Source organism: Pseudomonas sp. TTU2014-080ASC (genome assembly GCF_001446935.1).
In the GTDB taxonomy this organism is placed as follows: domain Bacteria; phylum Pseudomonadota; class Gammaproteobacteria; order Pseudomonadales; family Pseudomonadaceae; genus Aquipseudomonas.
On record NZ_LKKK01000011.1, the window covers coordinates 276,471 to 291,360 of the forward strand.

Below are 14,890 nucleotides of genomic sequence, written 5' to 3' on the forward strand. Positions count from 1 at the left end.
TATTGCGCAAATACCTGTCTAAGCCATCAAGGCACTCAATAAATCTAAAGGTGGGGGCACTATGAAGTCTGCACATACGCAACGGGGCATGTCTTTTATTAGCTGGCTGGTGGTGTTGGGCTTTTTGGCCTTTATGGCCAGTGCAGTGTTCAAAGTTCTGCCGCATTACTTCGACTATATGTCGATGGAAAAAATCATCACAGCCCCTGATACCGATAAGGCCCTGGAAATCAGGACGGTCGGTGAGTTCTACGCTCATATCACTAAAGGTATGCAGGTAAACAATATCCGTGACCTGAATGCGCAGGATGTTGTGAAGATCAAAATCGAGAACAATCAGTTCTTGGTTAACCTTAAGTATGAGAAGCGCGAGTCGCTGATTGAGAACATCAGTCTGGTTGTGAGCTTTGATAAAGAATTTCGTGTGGGGATGCCGTGAGTGTTTCTTTAGGCCGACTTGAGCGTCGGCTTGGCTATACCTTTAAGGACCAGGACCTGATGGTGCTGGCCTTGACCCATCGCAGCTTCGCTGGGCGCAACAATGAGCGCCTGGAGTTTCTCGGTGATGCAATTTTGAATTTTGTGGCGGGTGAAGTGCTGTTTCAGCGTTTCCCGATGGCTCGAGAGGGCCAGCTGTCCCGGCTACGCGCGCGTCTGGTAAAAGGGGAAACCCTGGCCATTCTGGCTCGCGGTTTTGATTTGGGCGACTATCTGCGCCTGGGCTCCGGCGAACTTAAGAGTGGTGGTTTTCGCCGGGAGTCTATCCTTGCAGATGCTCTGGAAGCGTTGATCGGTGCAATCTACCTAGATGCAGGTATGGAGGCCGCCCGCGAACGGATTCTGGCTTGGCTGGAAGGCGAACTGGAAGGTCTGACATTGGTGGACACCAACAAGGACCCAAAAACCCGTCTGCAGGAGTTCCTGCAATCCCGTGGTTGTGAACTGCCCCGATACGAGGTGGTAGATATTCAGGGTGAGCCGCACTGCCGTACATTCGTTGTTGAGTGTCTGGTTACTTTATTGAATGAGAAAACTACAGGGCAGGGCGGCAGTCGGCGGATTGCCGAACAAGTCGCCGCAGCGGCAGCGCTGATTGCTCTGGGTGTGGAGAATGGCAATGACTGATACACCTGTTACACGCTGTGGCTATGTCGCCATCGTCGGCCGGCCAAACGTGGGCAAGTCGACGTTGCTCAACCACATTCTCGGACAGAAGCTGGCAATCACGTCCCGCAAGCCGCAGACCACGCGACACAATATGCTCGGTATTAAAACCGAAGGTGAAGTGCAGGCGATTTACGTGGACACGCCTGGCCTGCACAAGAACAACGATAAAGCGCTTAACCGCTACATGAACAAGAACGCTGCCTCGGCTCTAAAAGATGTCGATGTGGTGGTGTTTGTGGTGGACCGCACTCGCTGGACTGATGAAGACCAAATGGTCCTTGAGCGCGTGCAGTACGTGCAGGGACCGGTGATTCTGGCGATCAACAAAACTGATCGGCTGGATGACAAGGCTGAGCTGATTCCGCATCTGAAGTGGCTGGCCGAGCAGTTGCCCAACGCTGAAATTGTGCCGGTTTCGGCTCAGCAAGGGCACAACCTGGATACGCTGGAAAAGCTGGTTGGCGAGCGTCTGCCAGAAGGGATTCATTTTTTCCCTGAAGATCAGATCACTGACCGTTCAGGACGTTTCTTTGCTGCTGAACTGGTGCGCGAAAAGATCATGCGACAGTTGGGGGCGGAACTGCCTTACCAGATCACTGTTGAGATTGAGGAGTTTAAGCGCGAAGGGCGCATTCTGCACATTCATGCTCTGATTCTGGTTGAGCGTGAGGGTCAGAAGAAAATCATCATTGGTGACAAGGGCGAGCGCATTAAGCGTATCGGCCAGGAAGCCCGCAAAGACATGGAGTCGATGTTCGATACCAAGGTCATGCTTAACTTGTGGGTTAAGGTCAAAGGTGGCTGGTCTGATGATGAGCGCGCGCTGCGTTCGTTGGGCTTTGACAATATCTGATCCATTGCGGCTTTGAACGCTGCTTTGCCGAGAACGCCTTATGCTGGGTCAACCTGCTTATGTTCTGCATTCCCGGGCTTACCGGGAGAGCAGCGCGCTGGTTGACTTCCTGACGCCTCAGGGGCGCTTAAGAGCCGTCTTGCGGGCGGCCAGAGGCAAGAAGGGCAGTCTGGCCCGCCCGTTTATCCCGCTTGAGGCAGAGTTTCGTGGGCACAGCGAGCTGAAAAGTGTTTCGCGCCTTGAGTCTGCCGGCATTCCCAACCTGCTCTCCGGTGAGGCACTGTTCAGTGGCATCTACCTCAACGAGCTGTTGATTCGCCTGCTGCCAGCTGAAGACCCGCATCCGGTTCTGTTTGAGACCTATGCGCTGACGGTGGCGGCTCTGGCTCAGGGGCGGCCGCTGGAGCCCTTGCTCCGAGCATTCGAATGGCGTTTGCTGGATGAGCTGGGCTATGGTTTTGCCCTCGATACTGACAGCGAAGGTGCACCTGTTGTGCCTGCCGGTATCTATCGTCTGGACAATGAAACTGGGCTGGTGCCTGTGGGGCAGCTGCAGCCCGGCGTTTTTCAAGGTGCTGACTTGCTGGCCATGGCCGAGGCTGACTGGAGCGCAGTGGGTGCGCTGGCAGCAGCTAAGCGCTTGATGCGTCAGGCGTTAGCACCTCATCTGGGCGGCAAACCTCTGGTTAGCCGCGAACTTTTCATGACGCTCAAGGAGCCAAGTCGTGACTGATGCAAATCGTATTCTTCTGGGGGTTAACATTGATCACGTGGCGACTCTGCGTCAGGCCCGTGGTACGCGTTACCCTGATCCGGTCAAGGCAGCGCTGGATGCCGAGGAAGCGGGAGCTGACGGTATTACCATTCATTTGCGTGAAGACCGTAGGCATATTCAGGAGCGCGATGTGCGCGTGCTCAAAGAGGTCATGCAGACGCGCATGAACTTTGAGATGGGCGTTACGGATTTCATGCTGGATTTCGCCGAGCAGATTCGCCCAGAGCATATCTGTCTGGTGCCCGAAACCCGCCAGGAGTTGACCACTGAAGGTGGGTTGGATGTGGCTGGGCAAGAGGAGCGCATCCGTGCTGCTGTTGAGCGTCTGAGTCGAATTGGTTGTGAGGTGTCGCTGTTTATTGACGCTGAAGAGCGTCAGATTGCAGCTGCCAAACGTGTTGGGGCGCCAGCTATTGAGCTGCATACAGGGCGTTATGCCGATGCTTTAACTTCCCACGATCAAGCGCTGGAGCTGGCTCGGATTGCGCAAGGTGTTGAGCTGGGGGTGGAGCACGGTTTGATCGTGAATGCGGGGCATGGCCTGCATTATCACAATGCTGAAGCGGTTGCGGCGATTGCCGGGATTAATGAGTTGAACATTGGTCATGCGATTGTTGCGCATGCGCTGTTTGTTGGCTTTAAGCAAGCCGTAGCGGAGATGAAGGCGCTGATTGTTGCGGCGGCTGAGCGCCGTTAACAGTCAGTCGTAGAGCGTGAGGTCGCGTAGGCCTGGCTCTGTTTCACCGGGCAGCCAGCGCTGATAGATGCGACTGAAGCTGCCGTCCAACTTCATGTCATCAAGCGCTGTCTGCCAGCGCTTGATCTCATCATCCGGCGTGCCTTTCCAGAAACTGATATAGCCGTAGGCGGACCTGTAGGGGTACACCACGCGTACATCCTCTTTGCGTAGATTTCCTACAAGCGCTGCGGCTTCACCTTTGGCGTAGAAGCTGAGATTGTCGGTCAGGATCAACGGCACCCGGCCCAGCCTGAGCAACTGGAACATTTGCCTTGGGTCGGTCACGCCCAGCAGGTTTTGCATGCCCTTCGCGTGCAGTTCCTGGTAGGTAAACCAATCCCTGGGGACGGCGATGCTTTTTACAGAGGCCAGTTCCCGAGCGTTACTAACCTGAATTCTCGATTCTTTCAGGGCGTAGAAGCTGTCATTGGACAAGGTGATTGGGCCGACCCATTTGAACAGAGGATTGCGCTCTTCGGTTCGCATCGTCACAAAGGCGGCTGTATTAGGGGTGTGCCGTGCAGAGTGGTAAGCACGAGCCCAGGGTACGACCTGTATGCTGGCTGTGACGTCCAGTCGCTGTAGGAGTTCTTTGACTACATCCACGGCCAGGCCCCGCGCCTGACCTTTGTGGGAGTAGCTCAGCGGAGCATATTCCTCGGTGTAGAGTTGAAGTGCGTGTACAGCAGATGCCAATAACCAGAGTGCTATAAGAGCTACAGGCTGTAGTGCCTTCATGCAGCGGCTTCCTGACTGAGCGTTGCGGGTACGGCTTGGGGAGTTGCGGATTATGCTAGGCGGGGGATTATCGGATGATTGATTCCGGTCAGCTATCCCAAGGGTGCATAAGTTGTCAGGTCAAAAAATGAGCGTTAGCTCATGGTTTGCGGGCCAGTATCACGGCTCGTGTCGGGGCTGGTAGTCCTTCAACTGTCCGGGTGTGATCTGTCGGGTCAAGGAAGTCCGGTAGTGACTGGAAACGCATCCACTCGGTTGCACGTTGCTCTTGAACAGACGTTGTGCTGACGTCTACACAGCGTACGTCTACATAGCCAGCCCGGCGCAGCCAGAGTTCCAGGGCGGGCACAGACGGCAGGAACCATACGTTGCGCATTTGCGCGTAGCGGTCTTCCGGTACCAGAACCTGTTGGGCATCACCTTCGACAACCAGCGTCTCCATGACCAGCTCGCCACCTTTGACCAAGCAGTCTTTGAGTTCGATGAGGTGATCGATTGGCGAGCGCCGGTGATACAGAACGCCCATCGAAAACACGCAGTCAAAGCCTTGCAGCTTGCCTGGTAACTCCTCGAAGGCCAGGGGCAGGTGCCAGGCCGGAAGATCGGGCAGGTAATGCTTCATGCTTAAAAACTGGCAGAGGAACAGCCAGTTGGGATCAATGCCGACCACGCTCCTGGCGCCTGCGCCGAGCATGCGCCACATGTAGTAGCCATTGCCGCAGCCCACATCCAGTATGCGTTTGTTCTTTAGATTGAGGTGAGGGGCCACCCGTTGCCACTTCCAGTCTGAACGCCACTCGGTATCAACGTGCACGTCAAATAAGTGAAACGGACCTTTACGCCATGGAATCAGGCCTTGCAGAGCGCTTTTTAAGGCGCTACGAGTTTGGTCGTCGCAGGGGCCGTTGAAGCTAAAGGCGTTAACTAGCTCAAGCTGCTCGACGCTGAGCGCCGGTAATGCCTGCACCGCGCCATACCAGCGGGCGAGGTCACCGTGGCCGACAGCTAGTTTTTGGTCGATCTGTGCGGGCAAATCGGCTGCCCAGTCTTGCAAGGGCGTGCCTGCCAGCTCAGCTTGCAGTGCATCGAGGTCGAAACGGTTGATCATGGGAGGGCAATCAGGGAGGCAAAATTAAGGCATTGGAACCACGGCACAACTTGGCTGAAGCCAGCGGTGAGTAAGCGCTCGCGGTGTTGTTCGAGGCTGTCGGGCAACATGACTTTCTCGATGGCGCTGCGTTTCTGGGCGATTTCCAGTTCGCTGTAGCCGTTGGCGCGTTTGAAAGCGATATGCAGATCAGTCAACAGCTCGTGCTGGGCGGGATCTTCAAAGCGCAGTTTTTCCGAGAGAATCAGCGCGCCGCCGGGAAGCAGCGCCTTGCGGATTTTGCTGAGAAGCTCGGCACGGTGTTCCGGCTGGATGAACTGCAGGGTGAAGTTCATGGCAATCAGTGAGGCGGGCTGGAGGTCCAGGTTAAGGATGTCGGCTTCGAGCACCTCAACGGGCAGCAGCTCCTGAAACATCGAGTCCTGTGCGTGCAGGTATTCGCGGCAGCGCTCGACCATGGCGCTGGAGTTATCGACGGCAATCACTTTGCAGTCGGCAATCTGCACATGGCGACGCAGCGCCTGTGTCACTGCACCGAGTGAGCTGCCCAGGTCGTACAGTACACTGTGCGGCTGAGCAAATTGACCTGCTAGTACGCCGATATTCTCAACGATGGTCGGGTAGCCTGGCACAGAGCGTTTGATCATGTCCGGGAACACGCGCACCACGTCCTCGTTGAACACGAAATCCGGCACCTGATCCAGGGGGGTAGCAAATAGGCGGTCGGGTTGTCTGGTCACGATGGGCTACGCATGGTTCGGGAAAGCCGACCATTTTAGCCAACAACGGCTCCAAGCCCAATCGTGATTGTAAAAATGGCCGCAAATAGCGTGTTTTACGCGCTATCGGAGTCTGCGGTCCGATCAAATGCCGAGGCGGCGATGCCCCATTGCCCCAGCCAGTAGCTGGAAATAATGGTCAAGGTCGAAGCATCGAAGGGCTGCACGAAGCGATTGATGCCAATCATGCTGTCCGACAGGACGAACAGTGAACCGCCGATGGCTGCCAGCCAAGCTGACATGCGGCTGATGTTGGGTTGGCCAAGTCGGGCCAAGGCACGCCATAGCATCAGGCAGATGACCAAGGTGTAGCAGGCTACTGGAATCAGAAATGGGCCCAGTCCGCTGCTTACCAGCAGTGCAAACATGCTGCCACCGGCCAGGAGGGCGATGATCAGGGCCAGCCAGGCAGGTTGGCGGCAGTCGGACAGGTAGGCGCGCAGGTAGGCTAGATGCCCTAGTAAAAAAGCTCCCAATCCGAATACAAATAAGTCTTGCGGCCAGTCCAGCAGCAGATCGCCTGCAAGAGAGAAGAGTAGGCCGATACTGATCCAGCGCCGGTAAATGCCCGCTGGAGCCTTGCGCAGCCACACCAGCAGAAGAATCACCGGTATGCCTTTGCTGATAAAGCTCAGGCTGTGTAGGTCGTTGTACTGGGCATACAGGTAAGCGGCTGCGGCTACGAGAGCCAAAGGCAAATAGCGCATGGTCTGCGTCCTTATTATTGTCAGACGCTGACTATGCCTATTAAGCGTCTGCCCCGCCAAGCCGAGGATGCCAGTCAAAGGGACAATTTGCGTCTAGCCTTACCTCCGGGGGGCAGCTTCTCAACGAATCGACAAGCTGCAGGTGAAGGATTGTGCGGGGGCAACGTTCGGCTCCCAAGGCTGTGAGTAGGCCAGTTTCAGTTCGGCTTTACCCTCGTTGGCTACGCGAAAGCGCCAGGTGGAGAGTCCCGCGCTGCCTACCAGTCCGCTGTCTTCGGGGTTGGTATAAACCTCAGGGCCAAGCGGCTGAAGAACAGATGCGGCCGGGTCGATCAGTTTCCAGCGAAAGCCGGTAGTGGGGTTGCTCGGCAGGGTCAGGTTGAATTGCTGGCCGACATACAGGTTGAGCGGGCATTTGCTCTGCTGACTTTGGGTCAGTGTCACGGTGCTGGGTTTTTGCGCGCAGGCACTGAGCAGGGCGCAGCTGAGCGCCAGCATAAGGCGATAAGCAGGCATTGGAGGCTCCTGATTCTTGTAAGTGGTGCACAGAATATCGGTTCTGGCACTCCTGAGTAAGCTCTGAGAGGCCGATTAGTGCCCAGGTTGCACTCTGTCGTTGATCGGCACATCTGTAGTCCTTGCACAGAAACGGTTACAGTAAGCAAAAGGTTTCACTTGGTTGCACCTTTCTATGCTGACAGCCCGTTTGATGCGTCTGGATGAGCAGGCCCATGAACATACCCACGATCATCATCAGTTGGTGATGTCTTTGGCTGGGCGTGCGGCCTTTGAGGTGAACGGTCGAGGCGGTGAGGTCAGTCGTATGCAGGCGTGCTTGGTGCCGGGCGATGCCGGGCATCAGTTTGCCGGGCTGGGTGACAACCGCATGCTCATCATCGATTTGACCGGGCAGGGTGTTTTTGCGGATGACGCTCAGCTACTGTCCAGGCTGTTTGAAGTGCCACGCTATCCGCAGCTGGATGCTGATTTTCAGAGCCTGTTGAACTACGCCGGCGCGGAATTGCAGCGCTATGGTTCGGACCCTGTATTCACCCGTGACCTGGGCAGTCTACTGTTGCGTGCGCTGTATCTGCGTCTGTTTGGTGAGCAGCACGCACCCCGGGTTAGTGGCCTGAATATTGATCACATCGACAGCTACATTGCCAAGCATCTGTACCGGCGCATCAGTGTGGCAGAGCTGGCCCATATTGCTTGCTTGAGTCCGAGTCATTTCCATGCGTTGTTTAAAGACAGTGTGGGCATGACGCCTCATCAATATCTGCTCAGTGCGCGTCTTAATCGTGCCAGCCGGTTATTGCGCGAAAGTAGCCTGCCGCTGATTCGGATTGCCGAAGAGTGTGGTTTCTCCAGCCAAAGTGCCCTGACAACTGCGATGCGGCGCTATTTGGGACTGACCCCAAAGCGCCTGCGAGATGGTGCCCGCAGTACCGATTGATAAGCATCGCGAGTGGTTTCAGCGTAGGGTCTGGGCGAGCACTTCGATCTCGTATTGATGCTGATTAAGCAGTGCCAGGCTGCCGTTTTCATCGATTTCATTCAGCGGCGGCAGCAACTTTTGCCAGGCACTGAGCGCCTGCAGAGGCGGGAGGTCGGCGCCTGGGTCCTGAGCCAGTCGGTTGTGGTAAAGGGCTAGGTTGACCAAGTCAATCAGTTGCAATTGTGGACTGGTGCTGTACTGCCAATTACCGGCCTCGCGGATAACCTCAATGTATTCCTCATCAATCGCCCATTTTTTTAGGACGATAACCCCCAGGGATTTGCCGAACTCACGGCACAGGCTGATATAGAGCTCCCGGGAGGGGATTTCATCGGCGCTCTTGAAACCGGACAAAATGGTCAGTGCGCCTACTTCGCTGAGAAGGCTGGCGAGTAGGGCATGCTCGGCACTGATGCGGCCGAGCAGGCGCGCCAGAATTGCACTGCAGCTGGCTTTGTTGACTAGGCGTTCCCAAGCCTCAAGGAACAGGTTTTTATGGGCAGCGCTGTGCAGGGTGAACAGGCTTTTCACGCTGTGCAGCATGGTGATGCGGCCCACTTCACGCAGGCCTAGCAGGGTGATTACATCATTGAGTGACTTGGGCGGTTGAGCCTGGCGGTATAACGGGCTGGAAGCGTGCTTCATTAATAAGGCGCTGAGCGCCGGGTCACGGCTGATAAGGCGAACTAGGGTTGAGTTAGACGTGCTGTCATCACTTAAGGCTCGACGAATTTCGAGCGTAATGTTAGGCAGACTGGGGAGTTGCTCCTGGTCCTGCATCAGCTGTGTGACCAGTTGACGGTATATTGAGTAATGCGATTGTTCGGCCTGCAATGCACGTCCCTCGTGTGAATATGCACATTAGTCTAGGCTGTTTGGGATAGTGGGTGTAAAGCCTCTGGTTCAATAGAGTCATAGTAGTGCCGCTCGCCGGAATAAGACTTTTTACTAGTCTCTAGGGCGCGTGATTGGAGGCTTCTGTAAAAAAACAGGAGATTTTTGCAAGAATAACGTAGCTCTGAGCCACTAAATTCCGTCTCTTGTTTTTGCAATAAAACGCATGACGCTGGGCTTTTAGCCTTACGGCTTGCAATTATTACGCTACACCTAATACAGGGAATTACTGCCGGTATCAGGGGCAAAATGGTGTTTCCATCCTGGTAGCGGTATGGAGTCAGGGTTATTCAATAATCCTGTCTGGCAGGGCTGAGTCCCATATAGCTAAGGACAGTGCCGCGTAATTGCTACAGGCTCACAGTCTGTGTTTTAGCAATACAGCACCTGTTGGATCGGGTGTGGACGTTTACGTTGGCGGCGGGGCTGTTCCCCACGTCGAATAACAACAATGCAAGAGGGAGCTCTCAATGACAGCAAATACACCGATGATCGTCACTTTTGTGGTGTACATCGCGTTGATGGTGCTGATTGGCTTATTTGCCTATATGCGCACCAATAACCTTTCTGACTATATTCTGGGCGGCCGCAGCTTAGGTAGTTTCGTCACGGCCTTGTCGGCAGGTGCATCCGACATGAGCGGTTGGCTGCTGATGGGGCTGCCGGGGGCTATTTACCTCTCGGGTCTATCTGAAAGCTGGATCGCCATTGGTTTGATTGTCGGCGCTTATCTGAACTGGCTGTTTGTAGCGGGTCGCCTGCGTGTTCAGACCGAGCACAACGGCAATGCACTGACACTGCCCGACTACTTCACCCACCGTTTTGAAGACACCAGCCGTATTCTGCGTATCTTCTCGGCTTTGGTGATTCTGATCTTCTTCACCATTTATTGTGCTTCCGGTGTAGTGGCCGGTGCGCGGCTGTTTGAAAGCACTTTCGGCATGTCCTACCAAACTGCGTTGTGGGCAGGTGCGGTGGCGACTATCGCCTACACCTTCATTGGTGGGTTCCTGGCGGTGAGCTGGACTGACACAGTGCAGGCTACGCTGATGATCTTTGCCCTGATCCTGACTCCGGTTGTAGTGATGATTGCAACTGGTGGCATCGATCCGACGTTCACTGCGATCGAACTGCAGGATGCGACCAACTTTGACATGCTCAAAGGTGCAACCTTTGTCGGCGTTATTTCTCTGTTGGCTTGGGGGTTGGGCTACTTTGGACAACCACACATTCTGGCGCGCTTCATGGCGGCTGATTCGGTTAAGTCCATTCCTTCGGCTCGCCGCATTGCCATGACTTGGATGATTCTGTGCCTGGGTGGCGCTGTAGCGGTGGGCTTCTTCGGTATTGCCTACTTCTCGGCCAACCCGTCTGTAGCCGGTCCGGTCACTGAAAACCCGGAGCGGGTGTTCATTGAACTGGCCAAGCTGTTGTTCAACCCATGGGTCGCCGGTGTACTGCTGTCTGCCATTCTGGCTGCGGTAATGAGCACCCTCAGCTGTCAACTGCTGGTGTGCTCCAGTGCACTGACTGAAGACTTCTACAAAGCCTTCATCCGCAAGCATGCGTCGCAGAAAGAGCTGGTCTGGGTCGGGCGCGGCATGGTGATGCTGGTTGCAATCATTGCCATCATGTTGGCTGCCAACCCGAACAACCGTGTTCTGGGCTTGGTGTCCTATGCATGGGCTGGCTTTGGTGCAGCGTTTGGTCCGGTGGTGATCCTGTCCCTGATCTGGAAACAGATGACCCGTAACGGCGCTCTGGCGGGCATGATCGTCGGTGCCGTCACTGTTATTCTGTGGAAGAACTACCTGGGCCATCTGGGGCTGTACGAAATCATTCCGGGCTTCATCTTCGCCACCGTAGCCATCTTTGTATTCAGCAAGATCGGCAATGGCCCTTCGGCCAGCATGCTTAAGCGCTTCGATGAGGCGGAGAAGGAATATCGCTCGGCGTAAGCCAAGCTTGAACAGCGGCAACCGTCTGGTCGTGCGGTTGCTGCGTGGATAATCCGCAATTGTGTGCGTGCGACCTGTCAGACCGGCTTGGCAACTTTGTCAGGCCGGTTTTTTATTGCCGGGAAAAATATCGCAGTCAGTGCTTTCAGTCAGGCGCTGGCTTGGCTAAGGTGTCGCGGTTTTTGCCGAATACTCAGGATTGCCATGACTCACTCGCCGAATAACCCGCTACATGGGGTCACGCTCGAAGCACTTTTGACAGAGCTGGTGGCTTGCTATGGCTGGGATGGCCTGGCACAACGTATTGATATCCGCTGTTTCAAGAATGATCCGAGTATCAAGTCGAGCCTGACCTTTCTGCGTAAAACGCCCTGGGCGCGGGAGAAAGTTGAGGCTCTCTACGTACGAATGAAGCAGGGCGGATTGGGCTCGTAGCGCGAATCTGAACGTTTTCATAATTTTGGCATCGTTGTTGCACTATCCCCTGTAAATGCTGCGAAGCGTCAAAAAAATCGCGGCCAGTGGAGGTAGAGATGAGCCAAGGTATTGAATTCAATCGCTTGATGTTGGAAATGCGTTCGTTGCAGGCAGATGCCATGGCGCGTCAGAAACCTGTGACCAGCACCCCGGAAGCCGGTATGCCGAGCTTTTCCGACATGCTTGGCCAGGCAGTGAACAAAGTTCACGAGACTCAGCAAGCTTCCAACAAGTTGGCGACAGCCTTTGAAATGGGCACCAGCGGTGTTGATTTGACTGACGTGATGATTGCCTCGCAGAAAGCCAGCGTTTCATTTCAGGCGATGACCCAAGTGCGCAACAAGCTGGTTCAAGCGTATCAAGACATTATGCAAATGCCGGTTTAAGGGTGGAACTGAATCATGGCTGAGGCTGCTGCAAACGTACCTGCCACGACCGGTGGCGATGAGCCGAAGAAGACTCTCTTCGGCCTGACGTTTCTGGAAAATCTTGCCGATATGTCGATGCTGCGGCAGATCGGCTTATTGGTGGGGCTGGCAGCCAGTGTAGCCATCGGTTTTGCCGTTGTGCTGTGGTCGCAGCAGCCGGATTACCGCCCGCTGTATGGCAGCTTGGAAGGAATGGATGCCTCGCAGGTGATGGAAACCCTGTCCGCATCTGACATCAAATACACCGTAGAGCCTAACTCCGGAGCTCTGCTGGTCAAAGCAGATGATCTGGCTCGCGCTCGCATGCGACTCGCCGCGGCTGGCGTAGCCCCGCGTGATACCAGTGTCGGCTTTGAGATTCTCGATCAGGAACAAGGTCTGGGTACCAGCCAGTTCATGGAGGCAACCCGTTATCGCCGTGGTCTTGAGGGTGAACTGGCCCGCACCATTTCTAGCCTGAACAACGTTAAATCGGCTCGAGTACACCTTGCTCTGCCTAAAAGCTCGGTGTTTGTCCGTGATGAGCGCAAGCCAAGTGCCTCCGTTCTGGTGGAGCTTTATTCTGGGCGCAGCCTTGAGCCGAGCCAGGTGATGGCCATCGTTAATCTGGTCGCCAGCAGCGTGCCGGAAATGAACAAAAATCAGGTCACCGTGGTTGATCAGCGCGGTAATCTGCTGTCGGACATTCAGGAAATGTCCGAGTTGACCATGGCAGGCAAACAATTCGATTACAGCCGCCGCATGGAGAGCCTGTTCACCCAGCGCGTGCATAACATCCTGCAGCCTGTATTGGGTGCGGGACGCTACAAGGCGGAAGTTTCTGCGGATGTTGATTTCAGCGCTGTCGAATCCACGTCGGAATCCTTCAACCCGGATCAGCCAGCCCTGCGCAGCGAGCAGTCGGTAAACGAGCAGCGTACCAGCAGCCTGCCGCCCCAAGGCGTGCCAGGTGCACTGAGCAATCAGCCGCCAGCCGCTGGTGCTGCGCCTCAGCAAGCTACTGCCGCAGCCGCCCCTGCTGGGCCGGTGGCGGCGGGCCAACCGTTGCTGGATGCCAATGGTCAGCAGATTATGGATCCGGCGACCGGCCAGCCTATGCTGGCACCCTATCCGGCGGACAAACGCGAGCAAGCAACCCGTAACTACGAACTGGATCGCTCTGTCAGCTACACCAAACAGCAGCAAGGCCGCCTGCGTCGACTTTCTGTCGCGGTGGTGGTGGACGATCAGGTAAAGGTCGATCCGGCCACTGGCGCAGTTACCCGCACGCCGTGGAGCAGCGATGATCTGGCGCGTTTCACTCGCCTGGTTCAGGACTCGGTCGGATTTGATGCCACCCGTGGGGATAGCGTCAGCGTTATCAACACCGCGTTCAGTGACATGGGCCTGGAAGAAGACATCGATATTCCGTTCTACACCCAGCCCTGGTTCTGGGACATCGTTAAGCAAGTATTGGGTGTGGCGTTTATCCTGATTCTGGTGTTCGGTGTGCTACGTCCAGTACTGAAAAACATCACTAATCCGGCCAGGCCAGCGGATGAGCTGCGCGACGGTGATCTGGAGTTGGGTGAGATGGGTGCGCTGGCATCTGATCTGGCCGAAGACCGCGTCAGCATCGGTGGTGGCCCGCAAAGCATTCTGCTGCCGAGTCCAAGTGAAGGGTATGATGCACAGCTAAATGCCATCAAACATCTGGTGGCTGAAGACCCAGGCCGTGTAGCTCAAGTAGTTAAAGAGTGGATTAACGCCGATGAGTGATAATCGAACCGTCACCAAAATGAGCAAAGTCGACAAAGCAGCGATTCTCCTGCTGTCGCTTGGCGAAACCGACGCAGCCCAGGTACTGCGTCATCTCGGTCCGAAAGAAGTGCAGCGGGTCGGTATGGCCATGGCCGGCATGCGCAACATTCAGCGCGAGCAGGTCGAACAGGTGATGGCTGAGTTTGTCGAAATCGTGGGCGATCAGACCAGTCTCGGCGTGGGTGCAGACGGTTACATTCGCAAGATGCTGACCCAGGCGCTGGGCGAAGACAAAGCTGGCAGCCTGATCGACCGTATTCTCCTGGGTGGTAACACCAGCGGCCTGGACAGCCTGAAGTGGATGGAGCCGCGCGCGGTGGCAGACGTTATTCGCTACGAGCACCCGCAGATTCAGGCGATTGTAGTGGCCTATCTGGACCCGGATCAGGCGGGCGAAGTGCTCAGTCATTTCGATCACAAAGTGCGCTTGGATATCGTCTTGCGTGTGTCGTCCCTAAACACTGTGCAGCCGGCAGCACTGAAAGAACTTAACCAGATTCTCGAGAAGCAGTTCTCCGGCAGCTCCAACACCTCCCGCGCTGCGTTGGGCGGCGTGAAGCGTGCGGCAGACATCATGAACTTCCTCGACAGCTCGGTGGAAGGCCAGTTGATGGACGCCATCCGCGAAATCGACGAAGACCTGTCCAGCCAGATCGAAGACCTGATGTTTGTCTTCGACAACCTCGCCGATGTCGACGATCGTGGTATTCAGGCGTTGCTGCGTGAAGTGTCGTCCGATGTGCTGGTGCTGTCGCTTAAAGGCGCTGACGACGCGGTTAAAGACAAGATTTTCAAGAACATGTCCAAGCGGGCTGCCGAGCTGCTGCGTGACGACCTGGACGCCAAAGGGCCGGTGCGGGTCAGCGACGTGGAAGCGGCGCAGAAAGAGATCCTCACCATCGCCCGCCGTATGGCCGAGGCCGGGGAGATTGTGCTGGGCGGCAAGGGCGGCGAGGAAATGGTCTAAGT

17 protein-coding genes are annotated in these 14,890 nt (G+C 55.7%); 11 read left to right on the top strand and 6 right to left on the bottom strand.

What is annotated here, in order from left to right:
- Positions 1 to 61: 61 nt before the first annotated feature.
- From AO726_RS11650 to pdxJ, 5 genes are read left to right on the top strand one after another with little or no spacing between them, the layout of a single operon-like run.
- On the top strand, positions 62 to 439 hold the full coding sequence (locus AO726_RS11650; RefSeq protein WP_058068246.1) for a DUF4845 domain-containing protein: 378 nt from the start codon (positions 62 to 64) through the stop codon (positions 437 to 439).
- Entirely contained in the window at positions 436 to 1,125 is a 690-nt protein-coding gene (gene rnc, locus AO726_RS11655; protein ID WP_058068247.1) for a ribonuclease III, read from the top strand. The genes AO726_RS11650 and rnc overlap by 4 nt, the downstream gene beginning before the upstream one ends.
- Complete coding sequence (gene era, locus AO726_RS11660; RefSeq protein ID WP_058068248.1) at positions 1,118 to 2,020, top strand: GTPase Era; 903 nt, start codon at positions 1,118 to 1,120, stop codon at positions 2,018 to 2,020. The genes rnc and era overlap by 8 nt, the downstream gene beginning before the upstream one ends.
- 40 nt (positions 2,021 to 2,060) lie before the next feature.
- On the top strand, positions 2,061 to 2,753 hold the full coding sequence (recO, locus tag AO726_RS11665; RefSeq protein WP_058068249.1) for a DNA repair protein RecO: 693 nt from the start codon (positions 2,061 to 2,063) through the stop codon (positions 2,751 to 2,753).
- Entirely contained in the window at positions 2,746 to 3,492 is a 747-nt protein-coding gene (gene pdxJ / locus AO726_RS11670; RefSeq protein ID WP_058068250.1) for a pyridoxine 5'-phosphate synthase, read from the top strand. The genes recO and pdxJ overlap by 8 nt, the downstream gene beginning before the upstream one ends.
- 3 nt (positions 3,493 to 3,495) lie before the next feature.
- On the opposite strand, the gene AO726_RS11675 is transcribed toward pdxJ, so the two are convergent.
- From AO726_RS11675 to AO726_RS11695, 5 genes are all read right to left on the bottom strand, one after another.
- Entirely contained in the window at positions 3,496 to 4,272 is a 777-nt protein-coding gene (locus AO726_RS11675; RefSeq protein ID WP_058068251.1) for a substrate-binding periplasmic protein, read from the bottom strand.
- A gap of 139 nt (positions 4,273 to 4,411) precedes the next feature.
- A complete protein-coding gene (cmoB, locus tag AO726_RS11680) occupies positions 4,412 to 5,380 on the bottom strand; it encodes a tRNA 5-methoxyuridine(34)/uridine 5-oxyacetic acid(34) synthase CmoB (RefSeq protein WP_058068252.1) in 969 nt (322 codons plus the stop codon).
- Positions 5,377 to 6,120 (bottom strand): carboxy-S-adenosyl-L-methionine synthase CmoA, encoded by a 744-nt coding sequence (gene cmoA / locus AO726_RS11685; protein ID WP_058068253.1) that lies wholly within the window; start codon positions 6,118 to 6,120, stop codon positions 5,377 to 5,379. Before cmoA ends, cmoB begins: the two co-directional genes overlap by 4 nt.
- Before the next feature lie 95 nt (positions 6,121 to 6,215).
- Positions 6,216 to 6,866 (bottom strand): lysoplasmalogenase, encoded by a 651-nt coding sequence (locus tag AO726_RS11690; RefSeq protein ID WP_058068254.1) that lies wholly within the window; start codon positions 6,864 to 6,866, stop codon positions 6,216 to 6,218.
- A gap of 120 nt (positions 6,867 to 6,986) precedes the next feature.
- A complete protein-coding gene (locus AO726_RS11695; RefSeq protein WP_058068255.1) occupies positions 6,987 to 7,382 on the bottom strand; it encodes a protease inhibitor I42 family protein in 396 nt (131 codons plus the stop codon).
- A gap of 175 nt (positions 7,383 to 7,557) precedes the next feature.
- Between AO726_RS11695 and AO726_RS11700 the strand changes: the two genes are divergently transcribed.
- On the top strand, positions 7,558 to 8,322 hold the full coding sequence (locus AO726_RS11700) for a helix-turn-helix transcriptional regulator (RefSeq protein WP_058068256.1): 765 nt from the start codon (positions 7,558 to 7,560) through the stop codon (positions 8,320 to 8,322).
- Positions 8,323 to 8,340: 18 nt separating this feature from the next.
- Here the strand turns inward: AO726_RS11700 and AO726_RS11705 are convergent, their stop codons facing one another.
- Positions 8,341 to 9,144: an HDOD domain-containing protein gene (locus AO726_RS11705; protein ID WP_241492102.1), complete on the bottom strand. Its 804-nt coding sequence runs from the start codon at positions 9,142 to 9,144 to the stop codon at positions 8,341 to 8,343.
- A gap of 584 nt (positions 9,145 to 9,728) precedes the next feature.
- On the opposite strand from AO726_RS11705, the gene putP reads away from it, so the two are divergent.
- From putP to fliG, 5 genes are all read left to right on the top strand, one after another.
- Complete coding sequence (putP, locus tag AO726_RS11710) at positions 9,729 to 11,216, top strand: sodium/proline symporter PutP (protein WP_058068258.1); 1,488 nt, start codon at positions 9,729 to 9,731, stop codon at positions 11,214 to 11,216.
- A 204-nt stretch (positions 11,217 to 11,420) separates the two neighbouring features.
- Positions 11,421 to 11,651: a VF530 family protein gene (locus AO726_RS11715; protein ID WP_058068259.1), complete on the top strand. Its 231-nt coding sequence runs from the start codon at positions 11,421 to 11,423 to the stop codon at positions 11,649 to 11,651.
- Between the two features lie 98 nt (positions 11,652 to 11,749).
- Positions 11,750 to 12,079, top strand: coding sequence for a flagellar hook-basal body complex protein FliE (gene fliE, locus AO726_RS11720; RefSeq protein WP_058068260.1), 330 nt, complete (start codon positions 11,750 to 11,752; stop codon positions 12,077 to 12,079).
- Between the two features lie 15 nt (positions 12,080 to 12,094).
- Positions 12,095 to 13,879, top strand: coding sequence for a flagellar basal-body MS-ring/collar protein FliF (gene fliF, locus AO726_RS11725; protein WP_058068261.1), 1,785 nt, complete (start codon positions 12,095 to 12,097; stop codon positions 13,877 to 13,879).
- A complete protein-coding gene (gene fliG, locus AO726_RS11730; protein WP_058068262.1) occupies positions 13,872 to 14,888 on the top strand; it encodes a flagellar motor switch protein FliG in 1,017 nt (338 codons plus the stop codon). Before fliF ends, fliG begins: the two co-directional genes overlap by 8 nt.
- Positions 14,889 to 14,890: the final 2 nt, after the last annotated feature.

Excerpts from the sequence above, each read along its gene's own strand:
- AO726_RS11650 (WP_058068246.1), top strand. The coding sequence starts at position 62 with ATGAAGTCTGCACATACGCAACGGGGCATGTCTTTTATTAGCTGGCTG.
- era (WP_058068248.1), top strand. The coding sequence starts at position 1,118 with ATGACTGATACACCTGTTACACGCTGTGGCTATGTCGCCATCGTCGGC.
- recO (WP_058068249.1), top strand. The coding sequence starts at position 2,061 with ATGCTGGGTCAACCTGCTTATGTTCTGCATTCCCGGGCTTACCGGGAG.
- AO726_RS11675 (WP_058068251.1), bottom strand. The coding sequence starts at position 4,272 with ATGAAGGCACTACAGCCTGTAGCTCTTATAGCACTCTGGTTATTGGCA.
- cmoB (WP_058068252.1), bottom strand. The coding sequence starts at position 5,380 with ATGATCAACCGTTTCGACCTCGATGCACTGCAAGCTGAGCTGGCAGGC.
- AO726_RS11690 (WP_058068254.1), bottom strand. The coding sequence starts at position 6,866 with ATGCGCTATTTGCCTTTGGCTCTCGTAGCCGCAGCCGCTTACCTGTAT.
- AO726_RS11695 (WP_058068255.1), bottom strand. The coding sequence starts at position 7,382 with ATGCCTGCTTATCGCCTTATGCTGGCGCTCAGCTGCGCCCTGCTCAGT.
- AO726_RS11700 (WP_058068256.1), top strand. The coding sequence starts at position 7,558 with ATGCTGACAGCCCGTTTGATGCGTCTGGATGAGCAGGCCCATGAACAT.
- AO726_RS11705 (WP_241492102.1), bottom strand. The coding sequence starts at position 9,144 with ATGCAGGACCAGGAGCAACTCCCCAGTCTGCCTAACATTACGCTCGAA.
- putP (WP_058068258.1), top strand. The coding sequence starts at position 9,729 with ATGACAGCAAATACACCGATGATCGTCACTTTTGTGGTGTACATCGCG.
- AO726_RS11715 (WP_058068259.1), top strand. The coding sequence starts at position 11,421 with ATGACTCACTCGCCGAATAACCCGCTACATGGGGTCACGCTCGAAGCA.
- fliE (WP_058068260.1), top strand. The coding sequence starts at position 11,750 with ATGAGCCAAGGTATTGAATTCAATCGCTTGATGTTGGAAATGCGTTCG.
- fliF (WP_058068261.1), top strand. The coding sequence starts at position 12,095 with ATGGCTGAGGCTGCTGCAAACGTACCTGCCACGACCGGTGGCGATGAG.
- fliG (WP_058068262.1), top strand. The coding sequence starts at position 13,872 with ATGAGTGATAATCGAACCGTCACCAAAATGAGCAAAGTCGACAAAGCA.